Consider the following 21,257-nt stretch of genomic DNA (forward strand, 5'->3'; position numbering starts at 1 on the left):
TGTGGTTTATGAGTCGAATTTTCCGCTCACATTCGTTTTCTCCCACAGAAAACGAACTCAATTTTTAAACAAAGCCCTTGAATAATGTTTCATCTTGGTTAAATATACAACTTAATCGATTAAGTTTTTTAAGAAATCTACTTTAAGAGTCGCCAAAATGAAAAATAATGTTCAGCTGATCACATACGTAGATCGTATAGCTCACTCAAATTTAAAAGGGCTCAAACAGGTTCTAGACACAGAACTACATGATCTTTTTGGTGGTGTACATCTATTGCCTTTTTACTACCCTATTGATGGTAGCGATGCCGGATTTGACCCAATCGATCACGGCAAAGTAGATGAACGCTTGGGTGATTGGAATGACGTTAAACAAATTGGCCAGCAATACGACATTATGGCCGACTTAATCGTTAACCATATGTCTGCCGAATCGACTGAGTTTCAAGACGTATTAGCAAACGGCAAACAATCGGTTTATTGGGGCTTATTCTTAACCAAAGACAGCGTGTTCCCAAATGGCTTAAGTGCAGAAGACCAGGCTAAAATTTATCGCCCTCGCCCAGGCAGTTGTTTCACAACCTACACATTGGCAGATGGCTCTGAGGTTGAATTTTGGACCACATTTACCGCAAACCAAATTGACATCAATGTGCACACCGAAGCAGGTAAAACGCATTTAAATAATGTGTTAAGCCGATTTCATGAAAGTAAAGTAGACCTTATCAGGCTCGATGCTGCTGGTTATGCCATTAAAAAACCTGGCACCAGTTGTTTTATGATTGATGAGTCATTTGCATTTGTGGATGAGCTAGCCAAACAAGCCAACAGCCTTGGCATGACCACATTAGCCGAGATCCACTCACATTATAAAACTCAAATCGACATCGCTAAACGTGTTGATATGGTGTACGACTTTGCACTGCCGCCATTGATTTTACACAGCTTATTTAGCAAGGATGCGAGCGCCTTAACTCACTGGTTATCAATAGCCCCTCGAAACTGCGTAACCGTACTAGATACCCACGATGGTATTGGTATTATCGATGCGGGACCTGTTGGCAATAAAGCGGGTTTATTAACGCCAGCTGAAATAGACAACCTGGTTAATCAAATTCACAGCAACAGCAAAGGTGAGAGCTTACAGGCAACAGGCGCTGCAGCAAGCAACGTAGACCTCTACCAAGTGAATTGTACTTATTACGATGCACTGGCTCAAAACGATGTAGATTACTTAATTGCGCGCAGTATTCAGTTTTTTGCCCCTGGCATTCCGCAGGTGTATTACACAGGGTTACTGGCCGAAACCAACGCAATGGAATTACTCAACAAGACTCAAGTAGGACGCGATATTAACCGCCCTTATTTGCATGTGAGTGATATCCAAACATCAATGCAAAAACCTGTGGTAAAAGCATTGTGTGAACTTATTAAGTTGCGTAATACCCTACCGGCGTTTAATGGTGAATTTAGCATGAGCTATGACAATCAGCAGTTACAGCTAACCTGGATAAATGGTGATGACACTGCGAGGTTAATCGTTGATTTTGCGATTAAAGATGCTCAAATCAGTGTCACAAATAAACAACAATCTCAACGTATCGTACTCACGGAGTTACTTGCAAAACACCAACAGTAACCATCCGTGTTTACAACAATAAGGCGCCAATAATTGGCGCCATATTTTTTAGGTCAAACTCAGTTAAAGTACAACGTTAATAATTTAGCATTCATGCTAGCAACTGCCACCTCGCGACAATTCATAACCTAGCACCTCAGCATGATGGGCATCTGCAATAAACATTTCTGCCGCTTTACGCCCTTTTTGTTCCGAATGTTGATAAACCGTAGTTAACTTAGGAGTGGTCCGCATACCTTCATCAATACCGTCAAAACCAACAACCCGAATATCTTCAGGTATACGGATCCCTTGCTGAACCGCTTCGCGCATTAAGCTCAATGCAATTAAGTCACTCATGCACAAAAATACATTAGGACGAGGCACACTATTTAACGCCTCTTTAGCTGCGATACTCGCAAAATCTGCATTACTTTCAGGAATATTCCAAATACGATCATCACCTAACTTAACCCCTGTATCACTAATGGCATCTAAATACCCTTGTAGGCGTTGATGCGCTACAGATGTGTCGATTTCCATCGAATGGATGTCATAAACGCGGCACGTTAAATGAGTATCGAGTAGACGTAAGCCTAAAATGGCCACTTGATCTTGCGAGGATTGAATAGCCAGTTTTGCCACCTCATAGGCCCCCGCTTTATTATCAATACTCACAGACGCACTTCGATGGATATTAAAATCAACAGTAACGACTTTTTTACGAATTTTTTTCAGCTGCTCAGCCAACAGTCGATTACGTGGACGACCATAACAAATAAAACCATCAACAAAATCATTCACACCATTTACATTATCTGAACTGCCAGAAAACAAGAGCAAATTAATTTTATGTTGCTCAAATACGGCGGCGACCCCTTTCATAAAACGGCTTGCGACCGGATCTGACACCATGTATTCAATACTGTCTGACAACACCAGGGCAACAGTATCAAACTTACCACGGCGTAATGATTGCGCGGCCTTGTTAGGCCCAAAGTAACCTAACTCGTTACACGCTGCCAAAATTTCAGTGCGGCGCTTTTCCGACAATTGATCAGGACGATTAAAAGCATTAGACACAGTCGCATTCGACACGCCTAATTCTTTAGCGATACTTTTTAATGTCCAATGCTTAGGGTCTGACATATGGGTCTGCTTTAGTCGTAGCTGAGCTCGCAATGAGCAATAGATAATATGAATATACCGATGCAAGACATTGAAAACAATCTAAGAGGAACTATACGGAGAGATAAAGCGTGCCCATGCGGAATGCTGGACACAAATTAAACAAATACTAGGGCCTGCTGATCTTTCAAAGTTGTTTTTGCAGCGAAGATTCAACAGGACCTAGGGGTTATTCTTGTAAATCGTAATGCTGGGCGTAATCAACTAAACTGGCTATCGACATATTTTGCTGTTCTGTCGGCTTGTTTAGACGCTTAGCAAACCAATAACGTGGCTTCCAATAGACATTATTTAAACTAGAAATTTTCACACCCTTTTTAGTCGAGGCATGTAAAAACTTATCCTGTCCCATGTAAATCCCTACATGGCGTGCGGTTCTACCGGTTTTGAAAAACACTAAATCACCAATAACAAGCTCACTTCTTGGGACTTCTTTACCTAAAATACGTTGTGCATTAACCGAGCGCGGTAATTTGCTGCCCACAATGTCCAGGTAAGCCAAATACACAAAGCCTGAACAATCAATACCGTTACGGCTTAGGCCGCCTAAACGATAAGGCGTGCCTTTCCATTGATCATGAAAACTGAGTAAGTTTGACTCACTCCACTTAGGCGGCTCAGGCTTAAGCATAGGTGGCACCACCACAGGTTTAGGGGCTTGCACCACTGGCGGGTTAGATGCACACGCTGACAACAACACCACTAAACAAGCAAATAATATTCTTTTAGCCAACTCGACCCACTCCAGACCCGAAAAAAATCACCGAAATATAAAGACCTTTAGATAAATACACAATCAAAATACGTCACAAGCCACTGAGTAAAGCTAATTTAACGGGTAATTAGCTGCATACATTGCACAATGGCGCGTTTTGCTGCGGTTTTATCTGCTTTAATTTGACAGCGTAGCATAGTCCCTTGCCAATTTGACCAAAAAATGTTCGATAACACACTAGCACTCATGTCTGTTTTAATAAACCCTTGCTGCTGACCTTGCTCAATAAGCGCATTAAATAGACTCAACCACTGGTCAAACAGTTGATTAAGTGTCTGATGCAGCAATGTCATTTGCGGATTAACTTCAACCATTAAGTTACCCATTAAGCACCCGCGGGGTTGGCTGTCGCTAAACAAAAAGTCGATCAGTTGATGGTAGCCGCCCAATACCGCGGTGATATTGGTTTTAAAGTTAGCATTAGGGTCCATGGCTATTGGGGCGATACGTTGGCCAAAATAATATTGTGCAACTTCGGCGGCAAACGCTTCTTTACTGGCAAAATAGTGATAAAACGATCCCTTAGGAATGCCCACTTCATCCAAAATGAGTTTAATCCCCACGGCGCTGTATCCGTGTAAAGCAAATAGCTTTTCACCGACGGCGCAAATTGACTGTTTACTGGTGGTATTTTTGTTCATAGTTTCTCCAATTTTGGCGCTACGATAAACAAAAATAGACCAGTCGTCTATACATTTCCAGTTTATTAATAATATTGGAGGCCGCTGCAGATAAACAGCGTTAAAAAGGCTGTGGCATAAGCAGCTTTAGTGGGCTAAGTGTTGTCGGCATAAGTGAGATTGAGGTTAGAGGCATTGATGTAAAAGAGTCAGACAATGAGTTGCGATTAGTCACTGGCAATGAGCAACTACTAATGAGCAACGGCTAATGAGTAGCTGGTAGTGAGCAAAGAGCGAGTAACAAATAACGAGTCGCCAGGTATTAGTGGGTATTTTGCTGAATGGACTCATCTAGCAGCTGTTGTGTGTTTAAACGTTTTTGGCGACGTTCATCATCGATATGCTGATTAACCAATTGCTCACATTGTTTTTGTTGATCATATTGGCTTAATGGATCGGTCGTTTTATCTGTTTGTGCCTGGCATAACACGCTACTGCAACCGCTTAACAACACACTCGCAGCCACAACTAAGACCGGGAAATACCTCGATGATACTACCAAATAATCACGCCTTGTTTTGTCATCATGCATATCATCTTTACTCCTTTAAAAAATGACCCCTGTAAAAAGTTATTCCATTAAAAAGTGACCCTATTAAAATATGCCCCATTAAAAAACCAGCCCGAAGGCTGGTTAATAATATGCTAATCAATCACGATTACCCAGTAATGCGTAATTCATCGACAACCTTTTTAACGTCGTCGGTATTTTTGGCAATGGTTAAGGCTAAATCACGTTCAGCGTCACTCGATACCGTACCTTCTAAAGTAACTACGCCGTTTTCAACATCAACATCAATTTCGGTACCTGAGATGTCAGTTGAAAATAATAAGCGAGTTTTCACTACGGTTGCCACTTTTGAGTCAGTTAAAGTATCGGCTAACGTTTCGCTGTCATGGTCTTTATCATGATGCGCTTTCATCACGGTTAATTCGTTATTAACCTCGTTAACGCCATCGACACTTTTGACTAATTCGGCAGCCAACGCTTTATCAACACTGCTGTTTACTTTACCGGTTAAGGTGACGTTGCCGTCTGTTACGTCGGTATTAATATCAAAAGAGTTAAGGTTAGTGTTTAACAATAACGTGGTTTCAGCTTTACCATCAATCCATGCATCTTTTGCATCATCCTGCCAATCTTGAGCTGCGTTTGCAGTGAATGCCATTGAACCAAGAACGATGCTTGTTAATACTGATAATGTAGTCTTTTTCATAAAGATATTCTCCATTGTTAGTGTTAATGCTGTATTACACCTTAGATAATGCGCGAACTGTGCCAAGTTTTTTAAGTTACTGTTTTAAAGTGATTTACTGTTAATTCCCGAGCAAAGCTTATCGATGATAGTGACTTACTTTCGGACTTTTTTACCGACTTGATGTAAAAATTTCACGGCGATTGGCTCTACTCGTTAAGTGGTAAGTTTTTCATGCTGTCGCAACTGATTTGCAGCCATGCAATACCCTCTGCCAATTGTCTGGTAACACGTTGGCTATTCGCGCGCTTAGCGGCAAGCTTGAGGCGGCTTAACACATATTGCTCTGCGGCAATCAGCACCTTAATCGCTTTTGTCATGCGGTTTTGCGCCATGGCTTTTTCTGCCTCTGCATAATAGGGGCTCAATGGCGGCGTTAAATGGCCAATGCTTTCTACTACTCGTGGATAGCGCGGTTCGACTTGCTTAAAAAGCGCCGTTAAACGGCTTAACATGCCTTTTCTTACCTCTGCCATATGGCCAAATATGCGCTTAATATTGTAATCAATGGCCCCTTTGGTAGCCTGGCTATAAAATAGTTGTCCCGCCTGGCACAAATCAATCGCTTCATTGATTAACCATAAGTCGCTGCCATCGTGCACTGCCTCATTGGATCGCTTGCTATTCAACGTCATATCTCCTTATCACCTGTTAATGATTATCGTTAACATGTGTGATGACTTGCTAATGAATGTAATATTGAGTCATTATGATCACTTGCATAATTCATACACATTGACAAAATTTAATTAAACTGTTGATTTTAAATTGTTATGCTAGCAATACGTTCTCGGGACAAACGCCGAATAGGAAAAAATTACCGCCTTTAATTGTCAAATCTACATCACCGATTACAGTGGTTATTAATAGACAGGGAGTAACATCGGCATGGGTCGTCCAGTACTTTTTTATCATTTGCGCCAGCCGCAAACACAAACTCAACTATTGCAAGTTGCAGCCAGCCAGCATTTTAATAAGATTGCGAGCAGTATCGATCAACCCTGGTTAACACAGCTTGAAGACAATGCTGTTGATGTCGCGATAATCGAACTCGCCAATCTAAGCCAGCAAGACTATATCGATATCGCCAACAGCGAATTAATGGCAGATATCGAATTTATCTTTTTAAGCGAAGGTAAGCCTAACCCTAATCTCGATAAGCTTATGGCAACTGGCGCGGGGTATCATTTCCGTCAGCCTTACGACATGACATTGATTGACGACACCTTAGAAGACTTTGCCCAGGATTTAGTCTCGCAATCAACCAAAAAGCAGCAACCCTTTTCGAGCGAGCTAGACCAATATGGTTTGCTTGTGGGCTCGTCGCGCGCCATGCATAAACTGTATCGCACCACTCGTAAGGTGGCAGTAACCGAAAGTAATGTGCTTATTATTGGTGAAAGCGGAGCCGGTAAAGAGTTGGTGGCCAATACAATTCATTTAGCCAGCACTCGAGTTAACGAGCCTTTTATTGCCATTAACTGCGGCGCATTAAGCCCAGAGTTAGTCGACAGCGAGTTATTTGGTCATGTAAAAGGCGCATTTACTGGGGCAAATCGAGACCACTCAGGGGTATTTGAACAAGCTGAAGGTGGCACGTTATTTTTAGATGAAGTCACCGAAATGCCGCTCGAGCATCAAGTGAAGTTGTTGCGGGTGCTTGAAAATAATGAATATCGTCAAGTGGGCAGCCAAAAGGTTAAAAAGGCCAATGTGCGCATCGTGGCCGCCACCAACCGCGACCCCGCCAAGGCCATTGAGCAAGGGCAATTTCGCGAGGACTTATACTTTCGCTTAGCCCACTTTCCAATCCGCGTACCGCCATTACGAGACAGAGGCGACGACATTAGCGGTTTAGCTCAACACTTTTTGGCATATCGTAACTCGGCTGAAAAGCTCAGCAAAACCTTTAGCGACGATGCACTGAGTTTAATTCAACAACAAAAGTGGCCTGGCAATGTACGCGAGTTAAAGCATGCCATCGAACGCGCTTATATTCTCGCCGACGATATTATTGATGTCAGCCATATCAATATTAACCCGCTAGAACCGTCTACCGAGTCAGCGGAAGACGATGTCCAAATCCCCGCAGGCATGCGTTTAGATGAACTTGAAAAAGTCGCCATTTATCAAGCACTCGATCAAACCGCCGGCAATAAAAATGACACAGCCAAACAACTCGGCATTAGTGTCAAAACCTTGTACAACAAACTGAGTAAATACCAGGATCAAACCAGCTCAGAGGATTAATTGACCCAGTCTTCCCGGCAATGCTTTTGAGCCGGGACACACCAATATGGTCATCCCGGCAGTGCTTTTGAGCCGGGATCCAGGTGTTAGCTTTGTACTTTTGTACTTTTGTACTTTTGTACATATGGCCTGCGGCCACCAACGTCGTGGCGCTTCGCCCACACCAGACCAAGAGGAAACCAACGGCTGTTCCCTCTTGGAACTCCCAGCCGCCACATCAAAATTATCTGAAAAGCGATAATTTCGCGACGTGGTCAAATCCAGCTTTTAACTTCTTTTGAGTGTTCTTCGGCCTTATTCGAAAATGCTAACGCTTCAGATGGGGCGTCCCTTCCCCTCTAAAGCTAGCTGGCCGTCCATGGCCAGCTCACGTCATTTTCTTCAACGGCCTCAAGTCCAGAGTTGAATTTGGACTGTTGCAAGCAATATACGTAACTCATTTATGCCCAATTCCTAGTAAGTAAGGTATATCAGGGACGAGGTAATAATCTATCAATGATGATGGAAGAAGCACTATAAAAACCATCTTAACAGATGTGATCAGAACAGATAATTAGTCGAGAGGTTGTACAAAAAATAACTACCGTTAAAAAGCTAATTCCTATAGCATCCTACATTAGATAAAGAATTACCGATTAATATGGGTGTGGTATCGGTCAAGTCCAGCAAGCGATTTATGCCTTGCAAACTACTCAACGCATAAATACTAAAACGTTTTGTGAACGGAGAACTCAAGGGATAATGAAACTTTGGGAATTTATTGGAAATAGCGCAAGCGAAATAATTGCTCTATCAGCACTTGGCCTAGCAATTTGGCAGGGGGTTTCTACTAGACGCCACAATCGGTTGGCTGTTAAGCCACATTTAGATTTTAGCTCAAAATATAGTGACGGCGAAACTTTCACTCTTTGGCTTAAAAATGATGGAATTGGCCCTGCAATTGTTAAAAAATACGAACTTTTCTTAGATGGAGTTTTACAGCCGAACGAAGGAAGTAAACTCGTAACAGAAACGCTAAAAAAATTGAATACCCCCAGTGTTTCATTTGGTGGAATGGCACTCAATCCGAATAGCTCCCTAGCTGCGAGTACGAAGCAACAAATACTGCATTACGATATGGAAAATTACTCTAAATCTTTGAGAAAAGATTTTGAGTCAGAATTTAAACGAATTGAAATAGTTATCAAATATGAATCACTCTATGGTGAAAGATTTACTGCGAAATATCAGTTCACATAACAAATAAGGATATACCACTCAAAATTGTGTCCTTATCCCAAGTAATGTTCAAGCCCTAAATGTGAGACATGATCATTTATTAATTTCATTATATCAACACCTTAATTGTTTACAGTGAGCTTTCATAAAAAATTTATGTCTTAACTCACTTTTGCCCAAAAATGAGTTGGTCTTAGCTTTTAAACGCCTAAATTCAACTCTGAACTTGAGGTCGTTGAAGAAAATAACGTGAGCTGGCCATGGACGGCCAGCTAGCTTTGGAGGGGAAGGGACGCCCCATCTGAAGCGTTAGCATTTCCGAATAAGGCCGAAGCAGGCTAAAAATGCGGCCCAAAGCTGGATAATTTTCCGTCGCAATTTTTTCGCTGCTGTTGTTTGGTTAAAAAGCGAAAATGTTGCCGGAACGGCACAGGTGATCCAAGAGGGGATTGCTGTTGATCCCCTTTTGGCCCGTGCAGGGTGGAACCTTGCGATCTTGATTCAAACGGAGTTTGAAAATTGGTGTGGCCGTAAGGCCATAAAATGAAGATTACCTCTGTGGAATCATCACAGACAACGACTTTGGTTTCACCTCAATTAGCATATCGCCTGCCTCAAACAACTCGCCATCAATCACATACTGACACTGAGCATTCGTTGTTAAATAGACTTTTTTAGCCTGCTGATGATGAATCGCACTATTTTCAGCGTTGTGAGCACGGCTGCCTGTTAAGCCTGCAAACAATAACTCGGTCATACTAAGTAATTGTTGTGGCGAAGTGTCACTCGCCTCAATCCAGGTGATATCGAGTAAACCATCATTAATAATCGGTTCACCATTACCCTGGGCTAAAACGCTAGTAAATGGCGCGGCATTGGCAACCACCAAACTGGTGGTGTCGATAGTGTGGGTTTCACCGTCATCTAACTGCATGCGAATCGACCACGATTGATTTTCATCAATAGCCTCACACAAACCAGTTAAATACGCTAACTGGCCCATGTCGTTTTTGGTCTCACGGTCGGCTTTTTGAATCATTTTATGCTCAAACCCTAAGCCCACCAGCAACAACATAATGCTGTCGTTACACATTGCGGTATCAATGCGTTGGTGATGACCTTGAATTAAAATATCTAACGCCTGCGATACGGGTATCAATTTACTGTTAACCCCAAATAAGGTGTGACTTAATGCATTAGTGGTGCCCATTGGAATAATGCCTAAATAAATATCGCTGTCGACCAACACCGAGGCGACCTCGTTAACTGTGCCGTCACCGCCGCAGGCAATGATGATATCGGCACCTTTTTCTTTAGCTTGTTCGGCTAATTGCACTGCCGATTTATCTTTGGCGGTGTAGAGCACATTAAGCTGAAAATAGCGCGATAGGGTTTGTTTAATATAGTCGGCTTCGTCGTGCCACTTACCACCGCCCGATACCGGATTAACAATTAACCAGGCTTGCTTATGGATATTAATTTGCTGCTGTTGATGCATTTTTTCAACACCCGCTAACTGCCATTTATTTAACCTAGCAGTTTGACGAATATCATTAATGCTTTTAAGCACGTCGCTAAACTGACGTTGCTTATCGCGGCACACTAAATACGCGGCTAACATTAATACTGAACGGCCTCGGCCTAAGGCACAATGCATTACCACATTGTTGCCTTTACGCACCTGAGTGTGTAACCAGTTTACTGCCTGATTGACTTGGGCAATGGTTGGCACGTTATGGTCTAGTACCGGAATATTTAAATACTCAATATTCTCATCCACTAAGGTCCATTCAAGTGCGTCAAACTCGGCGGTAACATCTAAAATAGCGCCGATTTTTTCACGTTTAAGTTGTTCAACGTCGCTTGGAAACAAGCGACAAGCTAAATACAACTGCTTATCGATTTGTTGAATAGCAGGTACTTTGTCGTGCTTTCTTGCCCACGCGTTATACGCCTGACTGCCCATTAAAAATGGGATAAAACTCCAGCTGATATACCAGGGAATACTGCCGTCCTGGCTTTTACGAAAAATGCCTGCGCTATTAAACCAATAGGCAGAGCTGACTAAACCTAATGACAATGCCACCCAGCCAAACACCACTTGCAGCACTGCATAAGGCAATGCGATGCATAAACACAATGCGATGCATAAACACAATGCGATGCATAAACACAATGCGATAAAAGTACCAAGGGTGTAATAATATTTAATGTGGATTTGGGTCGGCATAAACTGTCCTCCTGGAGTGAAATAACAAAAGCGGCACTCATGCCTAATGCATGAGTGCCGTAATATTATTAACAGTCAGGATCTTCGGCTTTCATGCCTTCTTTTACATCTTCACAAGCATCCTCAACCGCATTACCAGCATCTTGAATCATCTCATCGACCTTCTCACCTGCATTTTCGGCTTTGTTATCTGAACATGCTGACAAACCAGCTGTTAACAACACCATTAAACTTGCCATTGTGATTAATTTTAATAATTTCATAATTCATCTCCTTGATGATGGTAAAGACTTAATTGCTGGTAAACATTGCAACCAGCTATATTAAGATAAGCTTAATTATCAATTTTGCCATGTTTATTATTTAAATGACTTTTATCGAGGTGACTTGCCACGCAGTGCATTCGACACTAACGAAATCAGCAACAACACCACAAAGATAAAGAAAATAATTTTAGCGATTCCCGCTGCTGCACCTGCAATACCTGTAAATCCCAATAAACCTGCGATAACGGCTATCACTAAAAACATTAATGTCCAGCCCAACATAAAAACCTCCTTGGTGTACGGTTTGTCTTCAATGTACTGAATATGAACTAACGATATTCGTACATGCGATGTTTCTGTGTATCTGTGTTTCGTATACTTCTCATCGTTGGTATATTTCTCATCGTTGGTATATTTACTAAAGCCAGCATCGTGCCAACTTCGAAAATAAAGCATAAGCAATTAATTAATATAGATTTAATTATTCAGAGTGTAATAGGTACAATCGACGGCATACCACGCGGTGGGAAATTTTTACCGACAATTCGGTAAGAGTTTCAGGCTCAAAGCCTAATGGGAAACCAACAGATATAAAAAAGGGCTGCCAACAATGGCAACCCTATTTTTTATGATGCTGATTTACGGTTTATCGCATGTTTATCTTGGTAATTTAACGGATATGAGCGCCGCTAACGTCACAAATGCACTTGAGATCCATAAACAGGCCTCAAGGCCATATTGCTGATAAACCCAACCCGAAAGCACGGTACCAATTAAGCGCCCCATGGCATTGGCCATGTAGTAAAAGCCGACATCGAGTGACACGCCATCATTACCGGCATAGCTGACAATAAGGTAACTGTGCAGCGATGAGTTAATCGCAAATACCGCACCAAACAACAATAAACCGGCGATTAATGACTGCTGGATATAAAAGTCAAAATGTAACGCTAATGCAATGGCTGCAGGGATAACTAACAAATAACCAGCCCATAAAAAGGCCGAGCGCCCTGTTGGCACCTTGCCTTGTTTTTTACCGGTAAAGTACGGCGCAAATGATTGCACAATACCGTAACCAATGACCCAGCTGGCCATAAAGCCGCCGACCCACCAATGATCCCACTGAAATGTAACCGCTAAAAATACCGGCAATGCCACCACAAACCATACGTCGCGGGCACCAAACAAAAACATCCGCGCTGCCGACAGCATATTAATTGCCGGGCTTTTTGAGAACATATCGGTAAATTTAGGCTTGTTTTTAGCTTTACCTAAATCGGCTTTTAAGCTGAGTAAACTCATTAGCCACACTATGGTCAACATGGCGGCCATTGCTATCACGGCGCCGCGAAACTCAAGTAACGTTAGCAATAAGCCACCTAAAAAGAAGCCAACCCCTTTTAAGGCATTTTTTGACCCCGTAAGAATCGCAACCCACTGATACAACTTACCCTGAGCATCACCCGGCACCAGCATTTTAATCGCGCTTTTGGCGCTCATTTTATTGAGATCTTTAGCAATACCAGACAAGGCCTGCGCTGCCATAACATACATTACGGTAAGCATATCGGCGGGTACCGTTAGCATGGCAAGGGCGACAATTTGCAGCCCAAGACCAATGTTCATGGTGTTATTTAACCCCAACCTTGCGCCTAACCAGCCGCCAACGAGGTTGGTTATTACGCCAAAGATTTCATAAAACAAAAACAACATGGCAATGTTAAGCGGGCTGTAACCGAGTTGATGAAAGTACAACACCACCAGCATCCGCAATGCGCCGTCGGTTAAGGTGAACGCCCAATAATTACCGGTAATAATTAGGTATTGTTTAATCTGCGGCGGCAATGCGCTCAGTGATAACAGCCCCATGCTGGGTTATTCCTTATCTGCTAGGCCGACTTTGCGGGCAAGCTCAGCAGTACGGTTAGCGTATCCCCATTCATTGTCGTACCACACGTATAATTTCACCTGAGTGTCGTTAACGACCATGGTCGACAAGGCATCAATAATGCTCGAGCGTGGATCGGTTTTATAATCAACTGACACTAATGGGCGTTCTTCATAACCCATAATGCCTTTAAGCTCAGTATCTGCGGCTTGCTTAAGCAGTTGATTCACTTCTTCTACTGTGGTGCCGCGTGCCACTTCAAATACGCAGTCGGTAATTGAAGCATTGGCTAACGGTACACGGATCGCGTGGCCATTTAGCTTGCCTTTAAGCTCAGGGAAAATATGGGTAATGGCGGTAGCTGAACCAGTTGTGGTGGGGATTAAACTGATACCACATGCACGGGCACGGCGTAAGTCTTTGTGCGGTGCATCTAAGATGGTTTGGGTATTAGTGATATCGTGGATTGTGGTCATCGAACCATGTTTAATGCCGATTTTTTCGTGGATTACTTTTACCACTGGCGCTAAACAGTTGGTGGTACAAGATGCCGCCGTCACTATCGGGTGAATCGCTTTATCATAAAGATCATCGTTCACGCCCATCACAATATTGAGCACGCCCTCTTCTTTTACAGGTGCTGTTACCACAACACGCTTAACACCTTGATCTAAATACGCTTGCAGTAACGCTTTGGTTTTGATTTTACCCGACGCTTCAATCACTACATCGCATTGTGACCAATCGGTATCTTGAGTGGCTTTATTTTGAGTACATGGAATGGCTTTGCCATTAATCACAATGGCGTCGCCTTGATGGGTCGCCTCGTGATGCCAGCGCCCATGCACTGAATCAAAGGTCATTAAGTGTGCTAACGTTGCGGCGTCGCCAGCAGGATCGTTAATGTGGACAATTTCCACGTCGTCCCAATCGTACGCTGCGCGCATTGATAAACGTCCCATACGGCCAAAACCGTTAATACCTATCTTAATCGTCATAATATTGTCCTAAATAATGTTATTTGGCTTATTAGTCAGTAATCTTTAATTAGTCGTCTTTAATCAGTAATCTTTTATCAATAATCTCTTATGAACAATCTCGTATGAAAAAGATCATAGAGTAAACGCATCAAAATATTCGCGCTGTACTGGGTGCGCTAATGCTTTTGGTCGCAATTCTTGTACTGCACTAACGACTTTGTCTTTTGGCCAGCCTAAGCTGGCAAGAATCAATCCAATCACTAGCCCTGTGCGTCCTGAGCCGCCTTTGCAATGCACAGCAATTGTGCCCTGGTTGTGCATCAAATCTAAGATTTGCGCTTTATTGGTTAACCAGCTGGCTTCAAATTCAGCGCCCGGTGCGGCGTCATCTAATATAGGTAATTGCACCCATTTAATGCCCTGGTTGGCACATTGTGCGGCTAAATCGCTGGCTTGATTGCGGGCCATTTCTTCGTCAAACATCAAGGTAAGTAGCATTTGAGTATCCGCCGCTTTTAACGTAGTGAGCGACTCAGCCAATGCTTGCTCTTTAGTGCCTGGGCATGGGGTAAAAATCAATTTAGCGCCATTCTCATTGAGTGGATCTAAAGGCAAAATATTAAACGGATGTGGCGACATTAATTACTCCCAAATCTTATATATTGAAATACGGCAAAATCTAACGGCAAAAACTGACTTTATCAGGGCGATTTTTCATAGCGTCTAAACGCTCAAGATACGGCAAAATTAACGCGATGTTATTTTCAGTCGTTTGCGCAATCACCGACTTTGCCCATAACGGTAACGCTGAATTAATCCGATAAAACACCCATTGGCCGTGTTTTCGATCGCTAAGAATGTTGGCTTTTTTCAGTAAGGCTAAGTTACGCGATACTTTAGGTTGGCTATCTTCATCAAGCGCCGTCATCAACTCACACACACACAACTCACCATGATAATGGGTCAACATTAAGGTTTTTAGACGGATGTCGTCGGTTAAGCATTTATAAAACGCGATGGGATCGACATCGGTTAGCGCCTCCTCGGCGAGCGGTTCAACTTCGGCTGGTGTTTCAATAGTTGCTGCTGCAAACGCTTTACGTTCCACCAGCAAAAACATCGATAAGCGATTGTTAAGCTCGGTTAAAGTGCTGGAGAAAGGATGATTACCTTTGCGCGTTTTAGGATCAGGAAAATCCCAGGCGAGTTGCTTACCCGCCCCAGGAAAACTGCGGCATTCGGTATTGGCTTTATCGCAAAGCGTAATCACGTAATCAAAGGCTTGCCCTGCAAACGTTTGTACATTTTTAGACGCTAAATGACTGGCGTCGACACCAAACTTTTGGATTGCTTCAATCGCCCTAACATCAATGTCTTCTGGCTGGGTACCCGCACTAAATACATCAAATTGATCACCGGCTTTGCTTCTTAATAACGCTTCGGCCATTTGTGAACGGGCAGAATTTCCAGTACACAAAAACAATACGCTTTTCTTTTTCATAGATAATGGACTCAGCTGGGATCTTAAAAACATTGTATATATGATTATTTATATATACAAGACTAGGGCAATAAAAAACCTATTCAAAATGATGAATAGGCTTATAACAACGCTCAACGCTAGTGTTTATCTAGCCAATTCAAGGCTAAGGGCCATACTAATGACATGCTGTTTTAGCCACTAACATTACAGCTTTTCTTTTAAATTCACGTACAAGCTCTGTCTTCAATATTTAATGGATGCATATCAGAAGCAATAAAATCAACCACCAACCATTTACTTTGATTGTCAAATAACATAAAGTCCAAATAACTTGATAATCAAACTAATAAATTATGACCAACTTTGCCGATAAATATGCCCACCAGCATAACTTCACCTCTGTGAATGCACAAAACGAACGCCGTACATGGTACGTACTCGTGATTACGATTATTACTATGGTTATCGAAGTGACCGCCGGTACGATTTATGGCTCTATGGCGTTACTTGCCGATGGTTGGCACATGGGAACCCACGCAGCCGCTTTTTGCATCACGCTATTTACTTATCACTATGCAAGAAAACACGCCAATAGCGACAGATTCTCTTTTGGTGTAGGTAAGGTTGGCGTACTCGGCGGATACACTAGTGCGATTGGTTTGGGTATTGTCGCGCTCATTATGTTGGTTGAATCAATACATCGCTTACTGTCGCCAGTTGATATTCAATTTAACCAATCCATTATGGTCGCAATTATCGGTTTAGTGGTTAACGTGGCGAGCATGTTTATTCTTGGTCATGAACATCACCACCATGGGCACGATCATCACGACCACCACCATGATCATGACCATGCTCACCACGAAGATGACGGCCATACACACGATCATGATCATAGCCATCATGGACATAGCGACCATAATCTCAAAGCAGCCTATTTTCACGTACTCGCTGACGCGCTCACCTCAGTGTTAGCTATTGGTGCGCTTTTAGTGGGTAAGTATCTTGGCTGGTATTGGTTAGATCCTGTTATGGGGATTGTGGGTGCCGTGGTTATCACGAAATGGGCTTTAGGCTTAATGAAACAAACGAGCCCAATTTTGTTAGATGAAAACATCGACAAGCATTATCAAGCTGACATTATTAACGCACTTGAAAATGAGCAAACCAAAGTGACCGACATTCACATTTGGAGAATAAGCGCAGATCACTATTCGGCCGCCATTGCAATTTGCACCACAAGCGACACGAATGCTGAAACATTTAAACAATCACTGAGTAAGTTTGGTAAGCTAAACCACTTAACAATCGAAGTGAATTACGCCTGAGGCTCTTATGCATTCTTTGAATAACCTAATCATCGAATTTTACGACAAACTGTCTTCTTGGGAGCTGTCTGTCGTTAAAGATACTGGTTACTCATTAGCACAGGTACATACCATTGAAGTATTGGGCTCGCACGGCCCAATGCGAATGAAAGAGTTAGCTGATAGATTGGGGATTACCACCGGCACACTAACGGTGCAGGTAGAAAAGTTGGTGCAATTGGGTCTTATCGTCCGCACTCCGCATGAGGTTGATCGCCGCTCAATACTGGTCGAATTAACCAGTGAAGGTACAGCGTTGCACAAGCACCACAACCGCATGCATTTACAACTAACAGAAGACATCACCCGTCATTTAGACCCAGAGTCGATCAAAGTGCTCACTCAAAGCTTTGAAAAAATGAACCGCGAGTTTTGAAATGAGGCTCGCTGAGTTAAATGCTCAGCGAGCCATTTTTATAAAAAAACACTAAACAGCCAGCCCTGCTGCAACGCCAGATGACCAGGCCCACTGAAAATTAAACCCGCCTAACCAACCACTTACGTCCATTACCTCACCAATAAAGTATAATCCTGGGACGTTATTAGCTTGCATGGTTTTCGATGACAGCTCATTAGTGTCAACACCACCTAAGGTGACTTCTGCGGTGCGATAACCTTCGGTGCCATTCATCACAATTGACCAGTCATTTAAGTTTTGAGCGAGTAGTTCACGCTCGCCGTGGCCAAGTTGATTTAAGGCTTTATCTAATAGTGCTTCTTCAAATAAGGCTTCGACTAGGCGTTTTGGCAACCAATGGCTAAGGGTGTTGCGTAAACTTTGTTTGGGATGATTTTTAAGCGCGAGTTCGATTTTTTCTAACGCATTCTCACCCGGTAATAAATTAATTGAAATAGCTTCGCCTGCTTGCCAATAGTTTGAAATTTGCAGTACAGCTGGGCCAGATAAACCGCGATGGGTAAATAATAGTGCTTCGCTAAATTGAGTGCCATCTTGTGCGGTGATCGTTGAAGGAACTGCAATACCCGACAACGGTTCAAAACGCACCTTTTGATCGGCATGCCAAGTAAAAGGCACTAACCCTGCACTGGTGGGTAATACGGTTAAACCAAATTGTTCCGCGAGCTTATACCCGTATGGCGTAGCACCGAGTTTAGGCATCGATAATCCGCCAGTGGCGATCACTAGCGATGTGCAACTAAAGTCACCATTTGAGGTACTTAAGCTGAAGCCACTCTCCGTTTTACTTACCGAGAGTATTTCTGTGCGAAGCTTTATCTTAACGCCTGCCCACTCGCATTCGGTCATTAACATGGTGACGATGTCTTTGGCTGAATCGTTACAAAATAGCTGACCATGATCGCGCTCGTGATATTCAATACCATGGCGTTCAACCAACTCAATAAAGTCGCTTGAGCGATAACGCGCTAATGCCGATTTAACAAAGTGTGGATTGCCACAAATAAACTGATGCGGTTCAACCTTTTGATTGGTGAAGTTACAGCGCCCACCGCCACTGATCAAAATTTTGCGACCAGCCTGTTTGGCGTTGTCTAGCACTAATACATCACGACCTCGATAGCCCGCTGTTGCAGCACACATTAACCCTGCCGCACCGGCGCCGATGATGATTACGTCATGATGTTTCACGCTATACTCCACACAATTTGAATTGATGATTTACGTTACGTATAAATGCAAAAAAGGATGCTATTTTAGCATCCTTTTTATTATGTATTCACAGTTTACTTAGCCGTTGTGACACACTATTTTTTGAGTGTCTCAGACTTTTTATCACGACTCAGTAACTCTTTTGCTGCTTCCACTGGCGCTTTACCCTGATATAGCACTTGATAGATTTGCTCAGTGATGGGCATTTCTACCCCTAGGCGTTTAGCTAAGGTAAACACTTCTTTGGTGTTACGATAACCTTCAACCACTTGGCCAATCTCATCTTGTGCGGTCATCACATCTTTACCTTGGCCTAGGGCCAAACCAAAACGGCGATTACGCGACTGATTGTCGGTACATGTCAGTACCAAGTCACCTAAACCGGCCATCCCCATAAAGGTAGAGGCATCAGCGCCGAGCGCTTCACCTAAACGAGTCAGCTCGACTAATCCACGGGTAATTAATGCAGTACGAGCATTAGCACCAAAGCCAATACCGTCTGACATACCAGCACCAATGGCGATAACGTTTTTCACTGCGCCGCCTAACTGGATACCAGTAAAGTCGTCGTTAGCATAAACACGTAAACGTTTTGGGCTGTGGAGTAGTTCAACTAAGTCATGGGTAAACTGAGGACAAGTACCTGCAACCGAAATGGCAGTAGGTAAGCCTGCGGCGAGTTCTTTCGCAAACGTTGGGCCTGACAATACCGCTAATGGATATTGCTCACCCAACTGCTCACGTGCAACGTCTTGTAATAAACGGCCAGTTTCAGGCTCTAGACCTTTGGTGGCCCAGACAATGCGTGCATCTTCGCGCAATAATGGCTTAGCTTGTTGCAGTACATTACCAAATACATGGCTTGGCACAACAACCAAAATATTCTTGCTAGCAGCTAAGGCTTTACCTAAGTCAGGCTCGATTGCTAAACAATCAGGAAACTGAATACCAGGCAAAAACCGTTCGTTGCTGCGACTGTCTGCTAATACTTGCATGCTTTTAGGATCATGTCCCCAAAGCAAAGTCTTGTGGCCGTTGCTTGCCAAAGAAATAGCAAGGGCGGTGCCATAAGACCCCGCCCCTAATACCGTAATTTCGGCAGTATTACTCATAAATTATGCTGTTGCTTCTTCAGTTGCAGCAGCTTGACGCTGTTGAACATACTGAGCAAATAGCGCGTCAAAGTTAACTGGCGCTAGGTTTAGTTGTGGGAATGTACCACGGCCAACTAGGTTACCCACTAATTCACGTGCGTATGGGAACAACACGTTAGGGCAGTATGCTCCTAAAGAATGAGCAAGTTGCGGCTCTGTTAAACCAGAGATAGAGAAGATACCCGCTTGCTGCACTTCACATAAGAATGCGGTTTCTTCGCCATTTTTAGCGGTAACAGTAAGAGATAAAATCACTTCGAATGTATCGTCAGACAATTTATTACTGCGAGTATCTAAGTCTAATTTTACTTCTGGGTTCCATTCTTTTTGGAAAACAGCTGGGCTGTTTGGCGTTTCAAAAGACAAATCCTTTGTATAAATACGCTGAATGTTAAATTGTGGTGCTTGTGCTTCGTTGTTTGCGACTTCAGCCATAATATCCTACCTATATATATGTTATTTAGCTTTTCTGTGAAGCTAATTGTGTTGGGCTTTCGCAACTAATAATCAATCGATTGACTTATCGTTAGTGCTGTCCCGTAAAGTTGATTTTGCTGAAAACCTTCAACAAAACCTTGTTTATAAGCAGTGCTAGCGCATTCCCAATTTGTTAACACTGCATATATTAAGCGGCGTATTAACGCTTGCTTTTAACTACGGGTAAATTTGCACCCTGCCATTCGCCCATGCCACCTTTAAGGTTAAACACGTTTTCAAAACCTTGTTTAATAAGGAGTTGAGCGGCTTGTGACGATGTCATACCTGAGTTACATACTATTATAATGGGGCTAGTTTTGTACTTTTCAAGGTTTGATACTTGATTATTTTTAATTTCAGACAAGGTCACGTTTAGTGCATCAACGATGTGGCCTTTCTTAAATTCTTCTTTACCGCGTACATCAATAACTTTGGCATCTTGCTTGTTAACCATAATGGTTAATTCTTGATGGCTAACGTTTTTTACTTTAGATGTACCCGATTTAATGACGCTAACAACAAGCGCCACAAATAAGCCTACCCACGCTAAACTTAACATTGGGTTAGCTTTAAAAAATTCCATGTACTCTTGCATAATTACTGATTTCTCTGACGATGACTAAGATGAGATGCCACCGAGTATATCGTTTTGCTAGGTAGTTTTCATTAGTGAAACGCCTAAATAACGCGTTTATTCGTGACTCGCACCACTTTAATGAATGCTTTAGTTATATCTTCAAACCTATATGCCTTTTGCACGCTATCGATAAGTAGTAATATTCATACAATTAAAATTT

The 21,257-nt window shown here is 42.8% G+C and carries 22 protein-coding genes; 5 read left to right on the top strand and 17 right to left on the bottom strand.

All coding sequences use genetic code 11. The features are described 5' to 3' along the window. The first annotated feature begins 157 nt into the window (after window positions 1-157). On the top strand, window positions 158-1,639 hold the full coding sequence (gtfA, locus tag GQA99_RS17715; protein ID WP_160056166.1) for a sucrose phosphorylase: 1,482 nt from the start codon (window positions 158-160) through the stop codon (window positions 1,637-1,639). Between the two features lie 96 nt (window positions 1,640-1,735). On the opposite strand, the gene GQA99_RS17720 is transcribed toward gtfA, so the two are convergent. The 6 genes from GQA99_RS17720 to GQA99_RS17745 all read right to left on the bottom strand — a co-directional run bounded on the left by GQA99_RS17720 (window position 1,736) and on the right by GQA99_RS17745 (window position 6,146). Further along, window positions 1,736-2,767, bottom strand: a complete 1,032-nt coding sequence (locus GQA99_RS17720) for a LacI family DNA-binding transcriptional regulator (RefSeq protein ID WP_160056168.1) — start codon at window positions 2,765-2,767, stop codon at window positions 1,736-1,738. 208 nt (window positions 2,768-2,975) lie between these two features. Then, window positions 2,976-3,539, bottom strand: coding sequence for an NlpC/P60 family protein (locus tag GQA99_RS17725; RefSeq protein ID WP_160056170.1), 564 nt, complete (start codon window positions 3,537-3,539; stop codon window positions 2,976-2,978). A gap of 98 nt (window positions 3,540-3,637) precedes the next feature. Beyond that, the gene (locus GQA99_RS17730; protein ID WP_160056172.1) at window positions 3,638-4,222 is read right to left on the bottom strand and encodes a TetR/AcrR family transcriptional regulator; all 585 of its coding nucleotides are present in this window, start codon (window positions 4,220-4,222) and stop codon (window positions 3,638-3,640) included. 301 nt (window positions 4,223-4,523) lie between these two features. Continuing rightward, entirely contained in the window at window positions 4,524-4,793 is a 270-nt protein-coding gene (locus GQA99_RS17735; RefSeq protein ID WP_160056174.1) for a hypothetical protein, read from the bottom strand. A 127-nt stretch (window positions 4,794-4,920) separates the two neighbouring features. Next, complete coding sequence (locus tag GQA99_RS17740) at window positions 4,921-5,478, bottom strand: BON domain-containing protein (protein WP_160056176.1); 558 nt, start codon at window positions 5,476-5,478, stop codon at window positions 4,921-4,923. A gap of 188 nt (window positions 5,479-5,666) precedes the next feature. After that, on the bottom strand, window positions 5,667-6,146 hold the full coding sequence (locus GQA99_RS17745; RefSeq protein ID WP_160056178.1) for a glutamyl-tRNA reductase: 480 nt from the start codon (window positions 6,144-6,146) through the stop codon (window positions 5,667-5,669). 259 nt (window positions 6,147-6,405) lie between these two features. Between GQA99_RS17745 and GQA99_RS17750 the strand changes: the two genes are divergently transcribed. Continuing rightward, window positions 6,406-7,767 carry a sigma-54 interaction domain-containing protein gene (locus GQA99_RS17750; RefSeq protein ID WP_160056180.1) on the top strand — a complete coding sequence of 454 codons (1,362 nt, stop codon included), beginning with the start codon at window positions 6,406-6,408 and terminating at the stop codon, window positions 7,765-7,767. Between the two features lie 741 nt (window positions 7,768-8,508). Continuing rightward, a complete protein-coding gene (locus tag GQA99_RS17755; protein ID WP_160056182.1) occupies window positions 8,509-9,006 on the top strand; it encodes a hypothetical protein in 498 nt (165 codons plus the stop codon). A 529-nt stretch (window positions 9,007-9,535) separates the two neighbouring features. On the opposite strand, the gene GQA99_RS17760 is transcribed toward GQA99_RS17755, so the two are convergent. The 7 genes from GQA99_RS17760 to GQA99_RS17790 form a co-directional block, all read right to left on the bottom strand. After that, a complete protein-coding gene (locus GQA99_RS17760; protein WP_160056184.1) occupies window positions 9,536-11,215 on the bottom strand; it encodes a diacylglycerol kinase family protein in 1,680 nt (559 codons plus the stop codon). Window positions 11,216-11,283: 68 nt separating this feature from the next. Continuing rightward, window positions 11,284-11,478, bottom strand: a complete 195-nt coding sequence (locus GQA99_RS17765; protein ID WP_160056186.1) for a hypothetical protein — start codon at window positions 11,476-11,478, stop codon at window positions 11,284-11,286. Window positions 11,479-11,589: 111 nt separating this feature from the next. Then, window positions 11,590-11,763, bottom strand: coding sequence for a DUF1328 domain-containing protein (locus GQA99_RS17770; RefSeq protein ID WP_160056188.1), 174 nt, complete (start codon window positions 11,761-11,763; stop codon window positions 11,590-11,592). Window positions 11,764-12,138: 375 nt separating this feature from the next. Further along, complete coding sequence (gene arsJ / locus GQA99_RS17775; RefSeq protein ID WP_160056190.1) at window positions 12,139-13,350, bottom strand: organoarsenical effux MFS transporter ArsJ; 1,212 nt, start codon at window positions 13,348-13,350, stop codon at window positions 12,139-12,141. A 6-nt stretch (window positions 13,351-13,356) separates the two neighbouring features. Beyond that, on the bottom strand, window positions 13,357-14,367 hold the full coding sequence (locus GQA99_RS17780; protein ID WP_160056192.1) for an ArsJ-associated glyceraldehyde-3-phosphate dehydrogenase: 1,011 nt from the start codon (window positions 14,365-14,367) through the stop codon (window positions 13,357-13,359). Window positions 14,368-14,481: 114 nt separating this feature from the next. Next, window positions 14,482-14,988: a phosphatase domain-containing putative toxin gene (locus GQA99_RS17785; protein WP_160056194.1), complete on the bottom strand. Its 507-nt coding sequence runs from the start codon at window positions 14,986-14,988 to the stop codon at window positions 14,482-14,484. A gap of 40 nt (window positions 14,989-15,028) precedes the next feature. Further along, on the bottom strand, window positions 15,029-15,850 hold the full coding sequence (locus GQA99_RS17790; RefSeq protein WP_160056196.1) for a metalloregulator ArsR/SmtB family transcription factor: 822 nt from the start codon (window positions 15,848-15,850) through the stop codon (window positions 15,029-15,031). A gap of 335 nt (window positions 15,851-16,185) precedes the next feature. On the opposite strand from GQA99_RS17790, the gene dmeF reads away from it, so the two are divergent. After that, window positions 16,186-17,160, top strand: a complete 975-nt coding sequence (dmeF, locus tag GQA99_RS17795; RefSeq protein ID WP_160056198.1) for a CDF family Co(II)/Ni(II) efflux transporter DmeF — start codon at window positions 16,186-16,188, stop codon at window positions 17,158-17,160. 7 nt (window positions 17,161-17,167) lie between these two features. Then, window positions 17,168-17,575 (top strand): MarR family winged helix-turn-helix transcriptional regulator, encoded by a 408-nt coding sequence (locus GQA99_RS17800; protein WP_160056200.1) that lies wholly within the window; start codon window positions 17,168-17,170, stop codon window positions 17,573-17,575. 51 nt (window positions 17,576-17,626) lie between these two features. Here the strand turns inward: GQA99_RS17800 and GQA99_RS17805 are convergent, their stop codons facing one another. The 4 genes from GQA99_RS17805 to GQA99_RS17820 form a co-directional block, all read right to left on the bottom strand. After that, window positions 17,627-18,808 (bottom strand): BaiN/RdsA family NAD(P)/FAD-dependent oxidoreductase, encoded by a 1,182-nt coding sequence (locus GQA99_RS17805; protein WP_160056202.1) that lies wholly within the window; start codon window positions 18,806-18,808, stop codon window positions 17,627-17,629. Window positions 18,809-18,924: 116 nt separating this feature from the next. Next, window positions 18,925-19,941 carry an NAD(P)H-dependent glycerol-3-phosphate dehydrogenase gene (gene gpsA / locus GQA99_RS17810; protein WP_160056204.1) on the bottom strand — a complete coding sequence of 339 codons (1,017 nt, stop codon included), beginning with the start codon at window positions 19,939-19,941 and terminating at the stop codon, window positions 18,925-18,927. Window positions 19,942-19,944: 3 nt separating this feature from the next. Further along, the gene (gene secB, locus GQA99_RS17815; protein WP_160056206.1) at window positions 19,945-20,418 is read right to left on the bottom strand and encodes a protein-export chaperone SecB; all 474 of its coding nucleotides are present in this window, start codon (window positions 20,416-20,418) and stop codon (window positions 19,945-19,947) included. A 202-nt stretch (window positions 20,419-20,620) separates the two neighbouring features. After that, window positions 20,621-21,055, bottom strand: coding sequence for a rhodanese-like domain-containing protein (locus GQA99_RS17820; RefSeq protein ID WP_160056208.1), 435 nt, complete (start codon window positions 21,053-21,055; stop codon window positions 20,621-20,623). Window positions 21,056-21,257: the final 202 nt, after the last annotated feature.

This window comes from Shewanella litoralis (genome assembly GCF_009828585.1).
Classification (GTDB): Bacteria; Pseudomonadota; Gammaproteobacteria; order Enterobacterales; family Shewanellaceae; genus Shewanella; species Shewanella litoralis.

Excerpts from the sequence above, each read along its gene's own strand:
- GQA99_RS17820 (WP_160056208.1), bottom strand. The coding sequence starts at position 21,055 with ATGCAAGAGTACATGGAATTTTTTAAAGCTAACCCAATGTTAAGTTTA.
- arsJ (WP_160056190.1), bottom strand. The coding sequence starts at position 13,350 with ATGGGGCTGTTATCACTGAGCGCATTGCCGCCGCAGATTAAACAATAC.
- secB (WP_160056206.1), bottom strand. The coding sequence starts at position 20,418 with ATGGCTGAAGTCGCAAACAACGAAGCACAAGCACCACAATTTAACATT.
- gpsA (WP_160056204.1), bottom strand. The coding sequence starts at position 19,941 with ATGAGTAATACTGCCGAAATTACGGTATTAGGGGCGGGGTCTTATGGC.
- GQA99_RS17790 (WP_160056196.1), bottom strand. The coding sequence starts at position 15,850 with ATGAAAAAGAAAAGCGTATTGTTTTTGTGTACTGGAAATTCTGCCCGT.
- GQA99_RS17740 (WP_160056176.1), bottom strand. The coding sequence starts at position 5,478 with ATGAAAAAGACTACATTATCAGTATTAACAAGCATCGTTCTTGGTTCA.
- GQA99_RS17785 (WP_160056194.1), bottom strand. The coding sequence starts at position 14,988 with ATGTCGCCACATCCGTTTAATATTTTGCCTTTAGATCCACTCAATGAG.
- GQA99_RS17750 (WP_160056180.1), top strand. The coding sequence starts at position 6,406 with ATGGGTCGTCCAGTACTTTTTTATCATTTGCGCCAGCCGCAAACACAA.
- GQA99_RS17770 (WP_160056188.1), bottom strand. The coding sequence starts at position 11,763 with ATGTTGGGCTGGACATTAATGTTTTTAGTGATAGCCGTTATCGCAGGT.
- gtfA (WP_160056166.1), top strand. The coding sequence starts at position 158 with ATGAAAAATAATGTTCAGCTGATCACATACGTAGATCGTATAGCTCAC.
- dmeF (WP_160056198.1), top strand. The coding sequence starts at position 16,186 with ATGACCAACTTTGCCGATAAATATGCCCACCAGCATAACTTCACCTCT.
- GQA99_RS17720 (WP_160056168.1), bottom strand. The coding sequence starts at position 2,767 with ATGTCAGACCCTAAGCATTGGACATTAAAAAGTATCGCTAAAGAATTA.
- GQA99_RS17780 (WP_160056192.1), bottom strand. The coding sequence starts at position 14,367 with ATGACGATTAAGATAGGTATTAACGGTTTTGGCCGTATGGGACGTTTA.
- GQA99_RS17735 (WP_160056174.1), bottom strand. The coding sequence starts at position 4,793 with ATGCATGATGACAAAACAAGGCGTGATTATTTGGTAGTATCATCGAGG.
- GQA99_RS17730 (WP_160056172.1), bottom strand. The coding sequence starts at position 4,222 with ATGAACAAAAATACCACCAGTAAACAGTCAATTTGCGCCGTCGGTGAA.
- GQA99_RS17800 (WP_160056200.1), top strand. The coding sequence starts at position 17,168 with ATGCATTCTTTGAATAACCTAATCATCGAATTTTACGACAAACTGTCT.
- GQA99_RS17760 (WP_160056184.1), bottom strand. The coding sequence starts at position 11,215 with ATGCCGACCCAAATCCACATTAAATATTATTACACCCTTGGTACTTTT.
- GQA99_RS17765 (WP_160056186.1), bottom strand. The coding sequence starts at position 11,478 with ATGAAATTATTAAAATTAATCACAATGGCAAGTTTAATGGTGTTGTTA.
- GQA99_RS17755 (WP_160056182.1), top strand. The coding sequence starts at position 8,509 with ATGAAACTTTGGGAATTTATTGGAAATAGCGCAAGCGAAATAATTGCT.